This window comes from Leucobacter aridicollis (assembly GCF_013409595.1).
Taxonomy (GTDB): Bacteria; Actinomycetota; Actinomycetes; order Actinomycetales; family Microbacteriaceae; genus Leucobacter; species Leucobacter aridicollis.
The window spans coordinates 1580732-1597986 of the sequence record NZ_JACCBD010000001.1; the positions used below are offsets into that span (position 1 = coordinate 1580732).

The window sequence follows — 17255 nt, forward strand, 5'->3', positions numbered from 1 at the left end:
GTGGCTCCTCTACGGGCGCGCGGCGCGCGCGGTCCGCCGGGCACGTGACTGGCGCAACTCGCCAACCTTGACTGTCACGACCCCCGCGACGATGAGCGTGGCGCCCAGCCACTGCAGCGGGGTCGGGATCACCGCGAGCAGCACAATGGTCCAGACGATGCCGAAGAGTGGTTCCGCGTACCCCGTGAAGCTCGCCATGGTCGCGCCGAGGCGACGAGATGCTGCGACGCCGAGCAGGTAGGACAGCACCGTTGAGATGAGCACCATCCCGGCGACGACGAGCCATGGGGACACTGTCGATCCTGCGATCTCCGCGGGCGAGTTCGAGAGATGGAACGGCAGCACGCCGAGGGCGCCGGCGATGATGAGCGGCACCGCGGCCACGAGCAGGCCGAGCCCGACGAAGGGGATTGTGGGGATGCCGTGGCCGCCCGCGGCACCGGTCGCGTAGTACGCGGCGTTGCCAGCGGCGGCGACGAGCGCGAACGCGATGCCGAGCGGGTGCAGCGAGACCCCGGCGAGCACGCCCGAGATCGCGACGACGCCGAGCACCGCAATGCCGGCGCCCGCAAGCGTTACCCCCGACGGCGCGACGCGGCTGCGCGCCCACATCCAAAACACGAGCATCACGGGCCCGGTGAACTCGATGAGGAGCGCCAGGCTCGGTGGAATGAATTGGACCGCGAGGAAGAAGGCGAGCTGGCAGCCCGCGACGGCGAGCACGCCGAAGACGAGGAGCTGCGCCCACGCCCGCCTGACGAGATCCCACTTTCCGCGCATGAGGACGAGTGTCGGCCCGAGCAGCACGAGCGCGGACAGCGTGATCCGGGCCGTCGTTGCGGCTCCCGCCGACCACCCCGCGGCCATCAACGAACTCGCGAACACCCCCGAGAGTGCGAACGAGGCCGCCGAACCGATGGCGAGCAGGAAACCAGTCACCGCGGTGCTGGGGGCGGACGTGTGCATCAGGGCCTCTCGGACGTTCTCCGCGCACCGGAGCGACGGTGGCGGCGTAGTGAGAGCGTATCGCGTTCCTCGCGCGCCCCGGTCGGGCTATGGTGGAGGTATGGCAACAGAGCTCAACGTGGAACTGTCGGAAACCGCGCGGATCGCCCGCGACCTCATTCGGATCGATACGTCGAACCGTGGAGAGGGCGATGCGAACCCCGAACGGCCGGCGGCGGACTACGTCAGTGCGTACCTGCGCGAGCTGGGCCTCGATCCCGTCACCATTGAGTCCGCGCCGGGCCGGGCGAGCGTCGTCGCGCGCGTCGCGGGCCGCGAGCCGGAACTGCCCGCGCTCGTGCTGCACGGCCACCTCGACGTCGTTCCCGCGGATCCGGAGAACTGGACCGTCGACCCGTTCGCTGGCGTCGTGAAGGACGGCCTGCTCTGGGGGCGTGGCGCCGTCGACATGAAGGACATGGACGCGATGATCCTCACCGCGATCGCCGAGCTGCTGCGCTCGGGGGAGCGGCCCCGCCGCGACGTGATTCTCGCGTTCTTCGCCGATGAGGAGAACGGCGGCGTGTACGGTTCGCACTACCTCGTCGAGCACCACCCTGACCTGTTCGCTGGTGCGGGCTCTGCGATCAGCGAGGTTGGTGGATACTCGATCGAGATCGCCGGCCAGCGCGCCTACCTCGTGCAGACCGGCGAAAAGGCCCTCGACTGGATCCGGCTGCGCGCCCGCGGCGCCGCCGCGCACGGGTCACGCGTCTGGCACGACAACGCGGTCACGAAGCTCGCGACCGCCGTCGCCGCGCTTGGCAACCACGAGTGGCCGATCGCGCTCTGCGACACGACGCGCGAGCTCATTGACGAGATCGCCGCGCTCGTGGGCGAGGACCCCACCCAGATCAACCCTGAGGAGATGGTGCTGAGCCTGGGCAAGGGCGCCGGCCTGATCCAGGCGAGCCTGCGCAACACCTCGAACCCGACGGTGCTCACCGCCGGCTACAAGCACAACGTCATCCCGGACACCGCGGAGGCGCTCGTCGACGTCCGTACGCTGCCGGCCGAGCGCGACGACGTCCTCGCGAAGATTCGCGAGCTCGTCGGCCCCGACATCGAGATCGAGACCGTGCACTCGGACATCGGGCTCGAGGTGCCGTTCGCGGGCGAGCTCGTCGAGGCGATGAAGACGGCGATCGAGGCGCACGATCCGGGCGCCCGGGTGCTGCCGTACCTGCTCTCGGGCGGTACCGACAATAAGGCGCTTGCGCGGCTCGGAATCACGGGATACGGCTTCGCACCGCTCAGGCTGCCGGCCGACCTCGACTTCCCCGGGATGTTCCACGGCGTCGACGAGCGTGTTCCCCTTGACGCGCTTGACTTCGGGCACGGTGTGCTCGCGGACCTGCTCCGCTCCTACTGATCGTTCAGCCCAGCTTGGGCTAGTCTGGACGACGGCCCGCAGCGCGTGCCACGAGACGGAAGGCCACTACCGCATGGGTATTTTCGAGGCGATCATCCTCGGCATCGTGCAGGGGCTCACAGAGTTTCTGCCGGTTTCATCGAGCGCACACCTTCGGGTGACAAGCGAACTGCTCGGGATCGGCGATGCGGGTGCAGCGTTCACCGCGATCACCCAGATCGGCACCGAGGCGGCGGTGATCGTGTTCTTCTGGCGCGACATCGTGCGCATCATTGGCAGGTGGTTCAAGTCCCTCTCGGGCAAGACCGTGCCGCGCAACGACCCCGACGCGAAGATGGGCTGGTGGATCATCCTCGGCACCGTCCCGATCGTGGTGCTCGGGCTGCTGTTCCAGGACGCGATCGAGACGACGCTGCGGTCGCTCTGGTTCACCGCGATCTCGCTCATCGTCTTCGGGCTGCTGCTCGGCGTCGCCGACAGGGTCGGCCAGAAGGTGCGCCCCATCGAGAAGCTCACCTGGAAGCACGGCCTGATCTACGGCTTTGCGCAGGCCGCATCGCTCATCCCCGGCGTGTCCCGCTCGGGCGGCACGATCACCGCCGGCCTCTTCATGGGGTACAAGCGTGAGGCCGCGGCGCGCTACTCGTTCCTGCTCGCGATCCCCGCGGTGCTCGGCTCCGGCTTCTACCAGGTCTTCAAGGTGATCAAGGCGCCCGAGGCGCAGACACCGTGGAGCATGACCATCATCGCGACGGTGGTCGCGTTCGCGATCGCCCTCGTCGTGATCGGCTTCTTCATGCGCTACATCTCCAAGCGCAGCTTCATGCCGTTCGTGATCTATCGCGTGCTCATCGGCGTCGTCATCATTGTGCTGCTCGTCACCGGCGTGCTCACCCCGGGCGGCGAGGTCCCCGCGGTCGCGTTCCAGGACGGTGTGCAGTGAGAACATGGACCCCTCCGGTGATCCCGGAGCTTCCCGGTGCCGGCGAAGCGCCCAAGCTGTTTAATACGGCGAAGGGCAGGCTCGAGCACCCCGCGATCCAGGACGATCGCGCCACACTCTACGTCTGTGGGCTCACCCCGTACGACGCGACGCACATCGGGCACGCCTTCACCTACCTGACGTTTGACATCATGCAGCGTGCTTGGCGCGACGCCGGCATCGAGACCGTCTACGCCCAGAACATCACCGACATCGACGACCCGCTCCTCGAACGCGCGAACGCGACGAACGTCGACTGGCGGGCCCTCGCCGACGAGCAGATCGGGCTCTACCGCTCGGATATGCACCGGATCGGGATGATCCCGCCGACGCACTTCGTCGCCGTGACCGAGGCGATCGATGAGATCGCGGACGGTGTCGACAGGCTCATGGAACTCGGTTACGCCTACCGCGTGCCGACCCCGGAGTCCGAGGCCGGCGACGACATCTACTTTGACGTCCGCGGCGCCCAGCAGCAGTCGCAGTGGCGGCTCGGCGACGTCGCACCCTACGAGCGCGCGCTGCTCGAGACGCTGAGCGCCGAGCGCGGGGGCGATCCGGAGCGCGAGGGCAAGCGAGACGTCCTCGATCCGCTGCTGTGGCGCGCGGCGCGCGAGGGGGAGCCGAGCTGGGGTTCCGTCGTCGGCGAGGGCAGGCCCGGCTGGCACATCGAATGCACGATCATTGCCCAGCGCGCGCTCGGTGACCTGTTTACCGTGCAGGGCGGCGGCCACGACCTCGTCTTCCCGCACCACGAGTTCACTGCGGCGCACGCGACGGCGCTCTCGGGCAAGCCGCTCGCGCACGCCTACTGTCACGCGGCGCTCGTGTCGTACGACGGGCACAAGATGTCGAAGTCGCGCGGCAACCTCGTTTTCGTGTCGAAGCTGCTCGACGGCACGCACGCCGGCCACGCTGTCGACCCGTCGGCGATCAGGCTCGCGCTGCTCGCGAATCACTACCGCACCGAGTGGGAGTGGTTCGACAGCGACCTCGAGCGCGCCGAGCGCAGGCTCACCGCCTGGCGTGAAGGGCTCGAGCGCGTGAGCGCGGAACCGGCGTCGTCGGCCGCCGTGCTGCAGCAGCTGCGCGCAGCCCTCGCCAACGACCTCGACACCCCGGTCATGCTCGCCACCCTCGACGCGGCGCTCGGCGCCGGAGTTGACGACCCGTGCCTGGTCGCGAACGCCGTTCAGGCGCTGCTCGGCGTCAGGTTGCAGCCAGAGGAGTAGCGGGCCGGCGCCGCCGGTCCGCGTGGATTTCCGCCGTCCGGAGGCGGCCCAGCGTTAGCGCTGGGGCGCCTCGGGATCCTGGCCCTGCTGCTGATCAGGATCGGGATCCTGGCCCTGATCCTGGCCCTGATCCTGGCCGAGGGCCTGATCCTGAACTGCCGATTCGCCCGGCGCGCTGGCCTCGCCGCGCGCATCCTGTTCGAGGAACTTCTCGAACTCGGCGGCGAGCGCGTCGCCCGTCGTCTCTGCCGCGAGCGCGTCGTCCCGGGCCTCCTCGAGGCTGCGAATGTAGCGCGTCATGTCGTCGTCGTTTTCCGCGATCCGATTGATGTTCGACTCCCAGTCGGTCGCCTGCGCGAACAGTTCGCCGCGCGGGATCACGATGTCGAGCAGTTCCTCGAGCTTGTCGAGGATCGCGAGCGTTGCCTTGGGCGACGGCGCCGAATGCACGTAGTGGGGCACCTGCACCCAGAGGGCGAGGCTCCCAATCGTCGCGGCCTCGAGCGCCATCTCGATCGCCGTCACGATGCCGACCGGGCCCTCGTAGTCGCTCCGCTCTGCGCCGTAGCGCTCGCGCACCTCCGGGTCCTCGGCCGTCACGCTGGTGATGATCGGGCGTGAGTGCGGCGCGTCCGAGTACATGGATCCGAGTAGTACGACGAGGTCGACGCCCCACACCTCGGCGAGCTCGACCACCTCGTCGGCGAAGTTCTCCCAGTCACGGCCGGGCTCGTACCCCGGCAGGAAGAACAGGTCGAGTACGGGGGAGCCGTCGATCCGAGTGATCGCGTCGGCGTCGGCCGCTGGCGCGGCCGCACCCTCCTGACCCGGCCGGTGCACCGTCCCGTACAGCCGCGTGTCCGGCCAGTCGATCGTGCGTCGACCGCTCTCGTCGCGGTACATGCGCGGACGCTGGAGCTGCAGATCGACGAAGCTCTCGCCCCCGATGACGTGCAGCAGCTCGGCCTTCTGCAGCTTGATGAGGTGCTGCACCGCCTCAGACGTCGCGTCGCCCGCGTCGCTCCATCCCTGGAACGCAGCGATGAGCACGCGCGGTGCGAGGTCTGGGGCTGTCGAATCATTCACCTCACCAGACTATCCCCAGGTCGCGCGGCGGCTGCGCGTGGCGGCGGGCCGCGGCGTGCCAGGCGAGCCGGGCTGCGCTGGCGATAGGATTGTGAGAATGACGACTGCGACGACATCCGGCCGGCCGGCTGCCGCCCTCTGGGACATGGACGGCACCATCATCGACTCCGAGCCGCTGTGGATCGCCGCCGAGATGGCGATGCTTGAGCGCTACGGGCTCGCGTTCCCCCCGGGAACGGAGACGCAGCTCGTTGGGCTCGGGCTCACCGCCGCCGCAGAGCGCTTCCAGCAGATTGGCGTGCCTCTGAGCGTCGACGAGATCATCGCCGAGTGGTCGCGTGCGCTCGTCGCCGGCCTCGCGACTGACGCGCCCCGCTGGATGCCGGGGGCGCTCGAGCTGCTCGCGGAGTTCCGGGAGCTCGGGGTGCCGAACGTGCTCGTCACGATGTCGGTGCGGCCGATCGCGGATGCGGTCGTCGCGCTCCTGCCCGAGGGCACGTTCGCCGCCGTCGTCGCTGGCGACGAGGTGGCGCACGAGAAACCGCACCCTGACCCCTACCGGCGCGGCGCGGCCGCCGTCGGCGCCGCGGCCCCAGACTGCATCGCGTTCGAAGACTCCCGGCCAGGCGTCACGTCGGCAATCGCGGCTGGCGCAGTCGTCGTCGCGACGCCAGGCATCGTGCCGCTCGAAGCGGGTCTCGCGCACGACACCCGCACCACGCTTCAGGGGCTCGACGCAGCCGGAGCGAGCGCCCTGTGGGCGCGCCACCGCACCCACTCAACCGAGGAGAACACTGTGACCACTCACGAGCACCCCGCCGCCGAGGCGCCGGACACCGCGGCTCCGGCCGCCGCTGCCGTGGCAACCCCCGCACTTCGCGGGCCATTCCAGCTCGGCGACCGCGTGCAGCTCACGGGCCCGAAGGGGCGGATGAACACGATCACGCTCGAGGCCGGCGGAGAGTTCCACAGCCACAAGGGCATGATCCGGCACGACGACATCGTCGGCGTCCCCGACGCGTCGGTCATCGCGAACAGCAACGGCGAGGAGTACCTCGCCCTGCGACCGCTGCTCTCCGACTTCGTGATGTCGATGCCGCGCGGCGCGGCGATCGTCTACCCGAAGGACGCGGCGCAGATCATCTCGCTCGCCGACATCTTCCCTGGCGCGCGGGTCGTTGAGGCAGGCGTCGGCTCCGGCGCGCTCTCGCTCCACCTGCTGCGCGCGGTCGGGCCCGAGGGTGAGGTGCACTCGTTCGAGCGGCGCGAAGAGTTCGCCGACATCGCGCGCGCGAACGCCCGCGCCTACGCCGGTGAGGATCCCGCGAACTGGACGGTGCGCGTCGGCGACCTCCAGGAGGCCCTGCCGAGCGCGCTCGAGTCGGGTTCCGTCGACCGCGTGGTGCTCGACATGCTCGCGCCGTGGGAGTGCGTCGGCGTGACCGCCGAGGCGCTCGCGCCCGGCGGCGTCGTGATCTGCTACGTCGCGACCGTCACGCAGCTCTCGCGCACCGTCGAGGAGTTCCGGCGCTCGGGGCTGTTCACGCACCCGCAGGCGTCGGAGACGATGGTCCGCGGTTGGCACGTCGAGGGCCTCGCGGTGCGTCCCGATCACCGGATGGTCGGACACACCGGCTTCCTCGTCACCGCGCGCAAGCTCGCTCCCGGGACGAACCTGCCGAGCCTGAAGCGCCGCGCGTCGAAGAGTGACTTCACCGACGCCGACATGGCGAGCTGGCTGCCCGACATGGGCGCCGACGGCGACCCCGGCGCGTGGAGCGAGGAGAACGTCGGCCAGCTCGTGAAGAGCGACAAGATCCTCCGCAAGAAGGCGCGCGAGGCCAAGCGGATCGCGGATCACCGCGTCGGCACCAGCGAGGGCGTGACGGACACGGCGGACGCGGCGGAAGCCGCCGAGACCGCGCCCGACGAGCGCAGCCAGTAAGACCAGACCCCCAGCGCGCACCCGGTAGGATGGCCAGGTTCGCATTCGACGCACTCGAGAGGTGTTCCATGCTTCGTCGCATTGCCCCAGCGGTCCTCACCGTTGCTGTTTCCGCTGCAGTCCTCACCGGCTGCAGCTCGGCTGACACAGTCGTTGTCGATCGCGCCGACTGCACCCCGACGCTTGGCGCTGGCGCGCTGAGCGACAGCGTCGTCGTGCTCGGCGGGTTTGGCACCGTGCCTGAGGTCTCGATCCCCGCAGATACCGACGCGTCGGTGTCGCAGCGGTCGATCGTCGACAGCGCCGCCGTGAAGGCTGGCGCACAGCCGGCAGGCAACAACACGATCGCCTCGGTGAACTTCGCGTTCTACGATCAGGGCACCGGCGAGAAGCTGTTCGAAAGCGCCGGGTTCGGCGGGCAGAACTCGACGAACGAGTTCTTCATGGTTTCGGACGAGTCGATGAACCCGCTCACCGCGGCCGTCGAGTGCGCGGTCCCCGGTGAGCGCGTCGTGCTCGCGCTGAGCCCGGAGGATGCGCTGCCGCTGCGTCAGCAGATCGGTGGCACCCCGGAGGCGGCGCTCATCGCCGTGATGGATGTCGAGGGTGTGTCCGACCTCCAGGCTTCGGGCCGCTCGAAGGGGCTGCCGAACGGCTTCCCCGCGGTCGTCACCGACGAGAACGGTGTGCCCGGCGTCGTGCTTCCCCCGCGGGATGCGCCTGTCGGGATCGAGTCCGGCGTGCGCATCGCAGGCAAGGGTGAAACTGTTCCGGCGGAGGGGCGGCTGCTCGTGCAGATGCTCGCCGTGAGCTGGGACGGCTCGGTGCTCTCGAACACCTGGACCGCCGGCGGGCCGCAGCTGCTCCCAGGCGAGACCGAATCCGAGGCGCAGGGTCTCGCCTTCCGCGAGGAGCTCACGGGTAAGAAGGTCGGCTCGCAGGTCGTCGTCACCGAGGGCGGGGACAACGCCCGCGTGATGGTGCTCGACATTCTCGCGGTGGGATAACGCGGGGTCACCAGTGGCCCGGTCGAAGGTTCCGAGCGAAGAACGCGTCTTCAGTCTCGTGCTCGCACTCGTTGCGAGCACGAGCGGTCTGACGAAGCACGAGCTGCTCTCGTCGGTGTACGGCTACTCCGACAGGTATCGCGAGGACGCGCAGCGGGCATCGCTCGAGCGCCAGTTCGAGCGCGACAAGGAGCAGCTGCGCGAGCTCGGCATCCCCGTCGAGGCTGTCGACTCCCCGGGTGAGCCGGGCAACAACCAGCACACGCGCTACCGGATCTCGAAGGCGGCGCTCCAGGTCCCCGCGGGTCTGACATTCACCGACAGGGAGCTCATGATGCTCCGCATGGCGGTGCTCGCCTGGCGCGAGGGGAGCCTCACGGACGACGCCAGACGCGCCGCGATGAAGCTCGAGTCGCTTGGCGGCGGCCGCGACGCGCTGAGCATCGGCGTGAACGCGGGCTTCGGCACGGCTGAGCCCTCGGCGCCCGCGCTGCTCGCCGCCGTGGAGGCGGGGCAGCTCGTCGAGTTCGACTATCAGCTTCCAGACCGCGACACGCCCCTCACGCGGCGCGTCTACCCGCTGCAGCTCCACCGGTTCGAGGGGCGGTGGCACCTCATCGCGTTCGACGCGCACCGGGCCGCGACGCGCGTCTTCTTGCTTGCCCGGATCTCGGGGCCCGTCAGTGTGTGCCTGCCCGCGGACGACGACCCCGATCGGCCGAGCGCGCCCGCGGCGCTCATCGAGCGCGCGGTGAGCGACATGCACGAGCTCCAGCTCGCCACCCGCGTGACGGTCCGCGTGCGGACGCACTCGCGCGCAGACGCTCGCTTGGCACGCGGCGCTCAGGTGCGCTCGGAGGACGCCGGATCGCGCGTGCTCGAGTTCGGCACGGTCGACCTGCACGAGCTCGCCGCGATCATCGCGAGCTACGGCTCGGACGCCGTCGCCCTCGAACCGCCGGAGCTGCGCGCCCGCGCGATCGACCTGCTGCGCGCGGTCGACGCGACGCACGGCGGGGGAGCGAGCTCGCCCGTCACCGAGCCTGACGGGGGGAGCCGCTGATGGCGAGACCACTGCTCGCAAGCGACAAGGTGCTGCTGCTGCTGTCGCTTGTGCCCTACCTCCGGGAGCACGGCCCGACGCCCATTCCCGAGCTTGCGCGCACCTTCGAGGTCGAACCGCGGATGCTTCGGAGCCTCATCGGGTTCCTCGGCACCGCTGGCATTCCCGGAGAGACGCTGTCCTACCAGCACAACGACCTATTCGACATTGATTGGGACGAGTTCGAGGAGCGCGACACCGTCTCGCTCACGCAGACCGTCGCGATCGACGACACACCCCGATTTACGGGCGTCGAGACCGCAGCGCTGCTCGCCGGGCTCGCCGCCCTCAAGCCGCTCCTTGCCCCGGCTGATGCCCAGGTGGCGGCGGACCTCGGTGCGCGCCTCGGCGCCGCCATGGGGTCGACCCCGGTGCCCTCGGTCGCGGTGTCTCAGGGCGACGCCGACAGCAACCTTTCGCTCATCGTCGGTGCCATCGAGCGCGGCGACCGCCTGCGGTTCTCCTACCGCGACGCCGCCGGCGCCGAGAGCGCGCGAACGGTCGATCCCGCGTCGCTCACCGACCGCGAGGGCACCTGGTACCTGCACGGCTACAACGTCGAACGCGACGCCGACCGCACGTTCAGCGTCGCCCAGATCAGCGACCTGAGCGTCGCCCAGATCAGCGACCTGAGCGTCGCCGGTGGCGAGGCCGCGTCCCCGGCTCCCTCCGGCGCACTCGCCGAGCGCTCGGGAACCGAGATCCTCGCCGTCGTTCCGACGCGTCTGCTTGGCGCGATCCGCGGCTTCGCCCCCGAGGTCGTCGCGAAGCACGAGCGTGCGCTGCCCGAGGGGACCTGCCTGGTGCGCGTCGACGCCTGGCATCCCGGCGCAGCGGTCCGGCTCGCGCAGCACGGGCCTGGGGAGATCGAGATTGTCGCCCCGCTCGCGGCCCGCGCCGCCGTGAGCGAGTGGGCCGAGTCCGCCCTCCGCGCGTACGGCGAGTAGCGCGGCGGCCGCCAGCCAGAAAACGATACACTGACGCCATGGCGAAAGAGGGACGCGAGCCGCGCAACCGGGAAGGGCGAATGAGCCTTGGCGAGCACCTCGTCGAACTCCGAAAGCGCCTGATCTACGTCGCGATTGGGCTCGCTATCGGCCTCGTCGGCGGCTTCCTCGCCGTCGACTGGGTGTGGGACATGCTGCGGGAGCCGATCAACGCGCTCCAACTGCAGGGGCGCAACGCGACCCTCACGTACGGTGCGATCACCGAGGCGTTCGACCTGCGGATCCAGATCGCGCTGTTTATCGCGGTCGTGATCTCCGCTCCGATCTGGCTGTACCAGGTGTGGGCGTTCCTCGCGCCAGGACTCAACCGCAAGGAAAAGCTGTACGGCGTCGGGTTCCTCGCGGCCGCCGTTCCGCTGTTCCTCGCCGGGGTCTACGCGGCCTGGTCGGTGCTGCCGAACATCGTCCGGCTGATGTCGACGTTCCAGCCGTCAGAGGACGCGTTCTTCTTGAGCGCCAGGCTCTACATCGACTTCTCGGTGAAACTCATGCTGGCAGTCGGTGTCGGCTTCGTGATGCCCGTCGTCCTCGTGATGCTGAACTTCGTCGGGATCATTCGCGGCAAGACGATTCTCAAGGGCTGGCGCGTCGCGATCCTCATCATCGTGCTCTTCGCCGCCCTCACCACGCCGGCGGCAGACCTCTGGAGCATGTTCCTCCTCGCCGTGCCCATGGTGCTGCTCTACTTCATCGCGGTCGGCATCGCGATGCTGCACGACCGCCGCGTCGACAAGCGGCGCGCTGCGGAGTTCGCCGAGTACGGCGTCGACCTCAGCGCCCCCGATCTCAGGGAACTCGATGACGACGACACCCCGACTGCCCGGCCCACTCAGCCCCGAGAGGCAAACACAGACACGTGAATGACACGCCAGCTCAGCCAGTAGCGCCGGTTGACCCGGCCGCGCACGCCCCAACTGACTCCGCGCTCGCGCACTTCGAGTCGCGCCTTGAGTACCCGCTCGACCCGTTCCAGCGCAACGCCTGCGAGCGGCTCGAGGCCGGGCGCAGCGTGCTCGTGGCGGCCCCGACCGGCTCGGGCAAGACCACCGTCGCCGAGTTCGCCGTCTACCTCGCCCGGCGCGAACGCGACGCCAAGATCTTCTACACGGCGCCGATCAAGGCGCTGTCGAACCAGAAGTTCCACGAGCTGTGCGAGGAGTACGGCGAGGACGAGGTCGGGCTCCTCACCGGCGACGTGAACATCCGCGGCGATGCGCCGATCGTGGTGATGACGACCGAGGTGCTCCGCAACATGATCTACGCGGACTCAGACACGCTCGCCGACCTCGCCTTCGTCGTGCTCGACGAGGTGCACTACCTCGGCGACCGCTTCCGCGGGGCGGTGTGGGAGGAGATCATCCTGCACCTGCCCAAGCGCGTTCGGCTCGTGTCGCTGTCGGCGACGGTCTCGAACGCCGAGGAATTCGGTGACTGGATGCACGCGGTGCGCGGCGAGACCGACGTGGTGCTCTCCGAGGTGCGCCCGGTGCCGCTCTATCAGCACGTGCTCACGAGCAAGGAGCTCCTGCCGCTGTTTGTCGACAAGCAGGGCGAGCTCGCGCGTGGTGGGAAAGTCAACCCCGAACTGCGGATGCTCGGCAATCGCGGCCGGGGTGGCCGCGGCGGCGACAGGCGCCGGTCGCGGGGCGGCCCGCCGCAGCGCCGAACCCGTCGCATCTCGCGCGCCGACATCGCCCGCGCGCTGGACGAGACGAAGCTCCTTCCTGCGATCGTCTTCATCTTCAGCCGCAACGGTTGCGACCAGGCCGTGCGGCAGTGCCTGTACGACGGCATCGCCCTCACGAACCGCGAGGAGCGCGCCGAGATTCGGCGGGTCGCCCAGCAGCTCATCGACACGCTCAGCGATGAGGATCGCCGCGTGCTGGAGACGCGCGAGTGGCTTGCCGGGCTCGAACGTGGCGTCGCCGCGCACCACGCCGGGCTGCTGCCAGCCTTCAAGGCCGTCGTCGAGCAGCTCTTTCAGCGTCGCCTCGTGAAGCTGGTGTTCGCGACCGAGACGCTCGCGCTCGGCATCAACATGCCGGCCCGGGCCGTCGTGATCGAGCGGCTCGACAAGTTCAACGGTGAGCAGCGCGTGCCGCTCACCTCGGGGGAGTTCACGCAGCTGACCGGACGCGCCGGCAGGCGCGGCATCGACGTCGAGGGGCACTCGGTGGTCGTCTGGAGCGACGCGGTCGACGTCGAGGAGCTGAGCCAGCTCGCGGGAACGCGCTCGTTCCCCGTGAAGTCGACGTTCCGCCCGACCGCCAACATGGCCGTGAATCTGCTGCAGCGCCTGAGCTACGTTCAGGCCCGAGACACGCTCGAACTGTCGTTTGCGCAGTTCCAGGCAGACCGAGCGGTCGTCGACCAGGCGCGGGAGCTCCAGGCCGCCCAGTCCTCGCTCAAGGGCTATGAGGCGGCCGCAGCGCGCGCCCACGGGTCCGACAAGAAGCGCTGGGAGGATCGCGCCCGCAAGCTCCGCAGGCAGCTCGAGCGCGGCAGGCGCCAGGTCGCGAACCGCACTGGCACGATTGCCCGAACATTTGAGCGCGTCGTCGAGGAGCTGCTCGAACTCGGCTATCTCGATGGCGAGACGCGGACGGGTGAGCTCACCGTCGCCCCGTACGGCGAACTGCTTCGGCGGATCTACGGCGACCGCGACCTGCTCGTCGCCGAGTGCATCCGCGACGATCTCTGGCGTGGGCTCGACGCGAGCGGACTCGCCGCGATGTGCTGTGCGCTGAGTTACGAGCCGCGACGCGACGACGAGGGCGGCGAACGCGGCCCCGGCGGCAAGTTCGCGCAGGCGTTCGACAGGGTGATCAACCGCTGGGTCGAGCTCGACGACCTCGCCGACCGCTACCGGTTGCCGCGGGCGGACATGCCCCATGCAGGTCTCGCCGCCGCCATGTACGACTGGTCGAAGGGCGCGACGCTCGAGCGGGTGCTTGAGTCCAGTGGCGTGGGGGCTGGCGACTTCGTGCGCTGGACCAAGCAGACCATCGACATGCTCGATCAGGTCGCCCAGGCGTGCGAGGTCGCGTTGTCGCTCGATGCGCTCGAGCACGAGTCGACCCGGTTTGGGCTGCTCGCGGCGCTCGCCCGCGACGCCAAGCGTTCGATCCGGCGCGGGATCGTGGAGACCTCGAGCTCGTCATGATCGATGGCTCCACGCGTCCGCAGCCCGCCCGGTTGCCCTGGTGGCTTGCGCTGCCAGCGTCCGCAGCGGGCGGCCTGCTGTTCGACCTCGCGAACCCGGGCGCCGCGCTCTGGCCGCTCGTCTTTCCTGCCGTCGCGCTGATCCTCGCATCCTGGTGGCAACAACGAGCGGGCGTCGCCGCGCTCGCCGGGCTCGTCGCCGGTGCGACCTTTTGGCTCACCCACCTGCAGTGGTTGACGCTGTACCTCGGGCCCGTGCCGTGGCTCGGGCTCGGAGTCGTGATGACCGCCTGGTTCGTGCTCCAGGGGTTAGCGACGGGCGCCGCGACGCGGGCGATATCGAGGCTCTGGCTGCGGCGACGCACGGCATCGGGAGCGCAGCGCACCGTGCGGCTCGGCCTGGTCGTCGTGCAGGCGGTCGCTGCGGCGGGCATCTGGGTGCTCCGGGAGGGTATCCAGGGGAGCTGGCCCTACGGCGGGTTCCCGTGGGGGCGCGTCGCACACGTCTTCGCCGACAGTCCGTTCGGGGCGCTCGTGTCGTGGGTGGGGTTCGCCGGACTCAGCGGCGTGATGGCGTTCGCCGTCGCGCTCTGTGTTGGCGCGTGTTTCGGGGCCCGTCGCGGCGCGCTGCTCGTCGGCGGTGTCGTCGTCGCGCTCGGGGTGCTCGCGCTCGTGCCGCCCGCTGCGCTCGAGCAGACAGGCAGCCTCCGCGTCGCTGCCGTGCAGGGCAACTCGAAGTCGGGCATCTTCGACGACCGAGAATCCGGGGACGTGTACGCCGATCACGTGCGCGGCACCGAGGAGTTGCTCGATGAGCTCGAGGCAACCGGCGACCGCGTCGACGTGATTCTGTGGCCGGAGAACTCCGCCGAGTTCGGCCTCACCGACAACCCGCTCCGGGGGAGAGAGGTCGCGCTGCTCTCGAGGCGGGCCGACGCGCCGATCATCGTCGGCTCCGTGCTCGCGAACGAGGACGGCACCTACACGAACAGTTCGGTCGTGTGGGGGCCGGAGGGCCAGGCCGAGTCTGACGCGGGGACCCGCTATGACAAGCGATTCCCCGTGCCATTCGCCGAGTACATGCCGAACCGGAGCTTCTTCCGCGCGCTCGCGCCGGACCTCGTTGACCTCGTGCAGCTCGAGTACGAGGCCGGGGAGTTCGCGCCGGTGCACGGGTTCGACGCCCTGGGCCGGGAGGTCGTCGCTGGCGTGGCGATCTGCTTCGACATCATCTTTGACGATCAGGCGGAGCAGATGGTCGGCAACGGCGCAGAGGTGATCTTCGCGCCGACAAACAACGCCGACTTCGGGCGCACTGACGAGAGCGTCCAGCAGCTGCAGATTGCGCGCTTGCGCGCGATCGAGACCGGCAGAGCGCTGGTGAACATCTCGACGGTCGGAACGAGTCGCATCATCGGCCCCGACGGTCAGGACATCGACGGGCTTGAGCCGTTCACCCGGGGCGCGATGACCGCGACCGTGCCGCTCGTGGCGGGGGAGACCCCCGCGCTCGCATACGGGGCGCTCGTCTCGGCGATGTGGATGGCCGCGGGCCTCGCAGGGATCGGGATCGCGGTGTACGTGCGGGTCCGCCGCATGTAGCCTCGGCCGGGCGCCGCTCGCACGCTTCGCGCACGGGCGGCTCCGGTTCGGGGCGCTACTGCTCGGTCGTGCCGCGGCGCGCTCGGAGGAGTTTCAGCCGCTCGGCGAGCAGCTCCTCGAGCTCCTCACGAGTGCGCCGTTCGATGAGCATGTCCCATGGCGTGCGCTGCGAGTTCTCCTTGGCCTCGAGTTCGGCGCGGGCGGTGCGCCCGGCTTCGTCGTCGAGAAAGCCGATCTCGCCGCTGCGCTGGTCGATCCATTCCGGCGGCGGCTCGGCGTCTGCATCAAACACAACGGAGAACACCACGCCCTTGTCGGTGACGTACTCGACCTTGCGGCGCGGCGAGAGTTCAACTCCAGTCTCGCCCTGCAAGCTGGTCGAACCGATTCGTGAGCCTTTGAGTGTTCGATCGGCCATGAAGCCTCCCTCGCCATCGGCGGCGATGGGGTGAGCCGCGGGGGTAGGGCTCTGCCGCCGAGTTCTTGGCAGCGTATCGCGATTTGAGCGCCGAGTACACCCCCTTTTCGCCGCCAGCGTCATCCGGATCGGGCCGCGGCGGGCCTGGCCCGGTCGCGCGCGGGGCATACTCGCCGGGGCAGGGTTGTGGACTACGCTTGGACACGATCAATCGTCAACCTATTTGCACGCTGAGGAATTCATACTGTGACTGAGACCGTAGCCACCCCGCCGCTTGAAGCCAAGAGCCTGGAAGGCCGCCGGGCTCTCGTCACCGGGTCCTCGCGTGGCGTGGGTGCAGACACCGTTCGCTACTTCGCTGAGGCCGGGGCCGACGTCGTCGTGAACTTCCGGAACAAGGCGCCGCGCGCGGAGAAGCTCGGCACGCAGCTTCGCGAACTCGGTGTGCGTGCGCTGGTGCAGGGCGCGGACCTCACCGATGAGCAGTCGGTCGCCGACATGATGGAGGCGATCCGGAGCGAGTTCGGTGGGCTCGACATCCTCGTGCTGAACGCCTCGGGCGGAATGGAAGGCGGCATGGCTGAGGACTACGCCCTGCAGCTCAACCGCGACGCGCAGCTGCGCGTGCTCGATGCGGCGCTGCCGCTCATGGGTGAGGGATCGCGCGTTGTCTTTGTGACGAGCCACCAGGCGCACTTCATCCGCACGACCCCGACGATGCCCGAGTACGAGGCTGTCGCGCTGTCGAAGCGTGCCGGCGAGGACGCGCTCCGCGAGCGGATCCCGGAGCTCGCCGAGCGCGGTATCGGCTTTGTCGTCGTGTCAGGCGACATGATCGAGGGCACCGTGACCGCGACACTGCTCAACCGCATGAACCCGGGAGCCATCGAGGAGCGCCGCGAGCAGGCAGGCAAGCTCTACAACGTTGCCGAGTTCGCTGCGGAGGTCGCGCGCGCGGCAGTCGACGAGGTTCCCGAGGACAACACTCGCCTGGTTGGTGACGTGTCGAGCTTCGGCGGCTAGTTCTGCCGGCGGCCGCGGGTCCAGGCCCGACAGGCCGCAACGCTGCGGGCTGCGACAGTCAGGCTGTGAGCCCGAATCTCTGCGGGCTGTGCCAGCCGGGCTGTGAGCCCGAATCCCTGCGATCTGCCGTAGGTATCCCCAAAACTTGAGTCTGGGGCATATCTGCGGCAGATCGCATTGCTATTGGTGGTGCCCTGGGGAGGCCGGGCCGCAGGGAGGCCGGGCTGCGGGGCAGGCGGGGTGGCCAGCTCCACGGCGTGATGTGCGGCAATGAGCCCCAACAGGCGCAGAATCTGCGGGAAATGCGTGCTC

General features: G+C 69.4%; 14 protein-coding genes and 1 pseudogene. 12 read left to right on the plus strand and 3 right to left on the minus strand.

Annotated elements, in window-relative coordinates; all coding sequences use genetic code 11:
• Positions 1 to 9: 9 nt before the first annotated feature.
• Positions 10 to 966: an EamA family transporter gene (locus BJ960_RS07280; RefSeq protein ID WP_185986803.1), complete on the minus strand. Its 957-nt coding sequence runs from the start codon at positions 964 to 966 to the stop codon at positions 10 to 12.
• Between the two features lie 100 nt (positions 967 to 1066).
• Here BJ960_RS07280 and BJ960_RS07285 point away from each other — a divergent pair, with 100 nt between their 5' ends.
• The 3 genes from BJ960_RS07285 to mshC all read left to right on the plus strand — a co-directional run bounded on the left by BJ960_RS07285 (position 1067) and on the right by mshC (position 4591).
• A complete protein-coding gene (locus BJ960_RS07285; RefSeq protein WP_185986804.1) occupies positions 1067 to 2377 on the plus strand; it encodes a M20/M25/M40 family metallo-hydrolase in 1311 nt (436 codons plus the stop codon).
• A gap of 73 nt (positions 2378 to 2450) precedes the next feature.
• Positions 2451 to 3320, plus strand: a complete 870-nt coding sequence (locus tag BJ960_RS07290) for an undecaprenyl-diphosphate phosphatase (protein WP_121078280.1) — start codon at positions 2451 to 2453, stop codon at positions 3318 to 3320.
• Positions 3317 to 4591 (plus strand): cysteine--1-D-myo-inosityl 2-amino-2-deoxy-alpha-D-glucopyranoside ligase, encoded by a 1275-nt coding sequence (gene mshC / locus BJ960_RS07295; RefSeq protein ID WP_185986805.1) that lies wholly within the window; start codon positions 3317 to 3319, stop codon positions 4589 to 4591. Before BJ960_RS07290 ends, mshC begins: the two co-directional genes overlap by 4 nt.
• Positions 4592 to 4645: 54 nt before the next feature.
• On the opposite strand, the gene BJ960_RS07300 is transcribed toward mshC, so the two are convergent.
• Positions 4646 to 5677, minus strand: a complete 1032-nt coding sequence (locus BJ960_RS07300; protein ID WP_185986806.1) for a proteasome assembly chaperone family protein — start codon at positions 5675 to 5677, stop codon at positions 4646 to 4648.
• A 97-nt stretch (positions 5678 to 5774) separates the two neighbouring features.
• On the opposite strand from BJ960_RS07300, the pseudogene BJ960_RS16710 reads away from it, so the two are divergent.
• The 8 genes and pseudogenes from BJ960_RS16710 to lnt form a co-directional block, all read left to right on the plus strand.
• Positions 5775 to 6332, plus strand: a pseudogene (locus BJ960_RS16710) (HAD family hydrolase); the annotation flags it as partial.
• A gap of 204 nt (positions 6333 to 6536) precedes the next feature.
• Positions 6537 to 7622 (plus strand): tRNA (adenine-N1)-methyltransferase, encoded by a 1086-nt coding sequence (locus BJ960_RS16715; RefSeq protein WP_307814743.1) that lies wholly within the window; start codon positions 6537 to 6539, stop codon positions 7620 to 7622.
• A 68-nt stretch (positions 7623 to 7690) separates the two neighbouring features.
• The gene (locus BJ960_RS07310) at positions 7691 to 8629 is read left to right on the plus strand and encodes a peptidylprolyl isomerase (RefSeq protein WP_185986808.1); all 939 of its coding nucleotides are present in this window, start codon (positions 7691 to 7693) and stop codon (positions 8627 to 8629) included.
• A gap of 13 nt (positions 8630 to 8642) precedes the next feature.
• The gene (locus BJ960_RS17180; protein ID WP_185986809.1) at positions 8643 to 9692 is read left to right on the plus strand and encodes a helix-turn-helix transcriptional regulator; all 1050 of its coding nucleotides are present in this window, start codon (positions 8643 to 8645) and stop codon (positions 9690 to 9692) included.
• On the plus strand, positions 9692 to 10678 hold the full coding sequence (locus tag BJ960_RS07320) for a helix-turn-helix transcriptional regulator (protein WP_185986810.1): 987 nt from the start codon (positions 9692 to 9694) through the stop codon (positions 10676 to 10678). The genes BJ960_RS17180 and BJ960_RS07320 overlap by 1 nt, the downstream gene beginning before the upstream one ends.
• A gap of 38 nt (positions 10679 to 10716) precedes the next feature.
• On the plus strand, positions 10717 to 11598 hold the full coding sequence (tatC, locus tag BJ960_RS07325; protein WP_237463815.1) for a twin-arginine translocase subunit TatC: 882 nt from the start codon (positions 10717 to 10719) through the stop codon (positions 11596 to 11598).
• On the plus strand, positions 11595 to 13901 hold the full coding sequence (locus tag BJ960_RS07330; RefSeq protein WP_185986811.1) for a DEAD/DEAH box helicase: 2307 nt from the start codon (positions 11595 to 11597) through the stop codon (positions 13899 to 13901). The genes tatC and BJ960_RS07330 overlap by 4 nt, the downstream gene beginning before the upstream one ends.
• Positions 13898 to 15502 (plus strand): apolipoprotein N-acyltransferase, encoded by a 1605-nt coding sequence (gene lnt, locus BJ960_RS07335; RefSeq protein ID WP_185986812.1) that lies wholly within the window; start codon positions 13898 to 13900, stop codon positions 15500 to 15502. The genes BJ960_RS07330 and lnt overlap by 4 nt, the downstream gene beginning before the upstream one ends.
• A gap of 55 nt (positions 15503 to 15557) precedes the next feature.
• On the opposite strand, the gene BJ960_RS07340 is transcribed toward lnt, so the two are convergent.
• Positions 15558 to 15920, minus strand: a complete 363-nt coding sequence (locus BJ960_RS07340) for an RNA polymerase-binding protein RbpA (protein WP_185986813.1) — start codon at positions 15918 to 15920, stop codon at positions 15558 to 15560.
• A gap of 246 nt (positions 15921 to 16166) precedes the next feature.
• On the opposite strand from BJ960_RS07340, the gene BJ960_RS07345 reads away from it, so the two are divergent.
• Positions 16167 to 16943, plus strand: coding sequence for an SDR family oxidoreductase (locus BJ960_RS07345; RefSeq protein ID WP_121078260.1), 777 nt, complete (start codon positions 16167 to 16169; stop codon positions 16941 to 16943).
• Positions 16944 to 17255 lie beyond the last annotated feature (312 nt).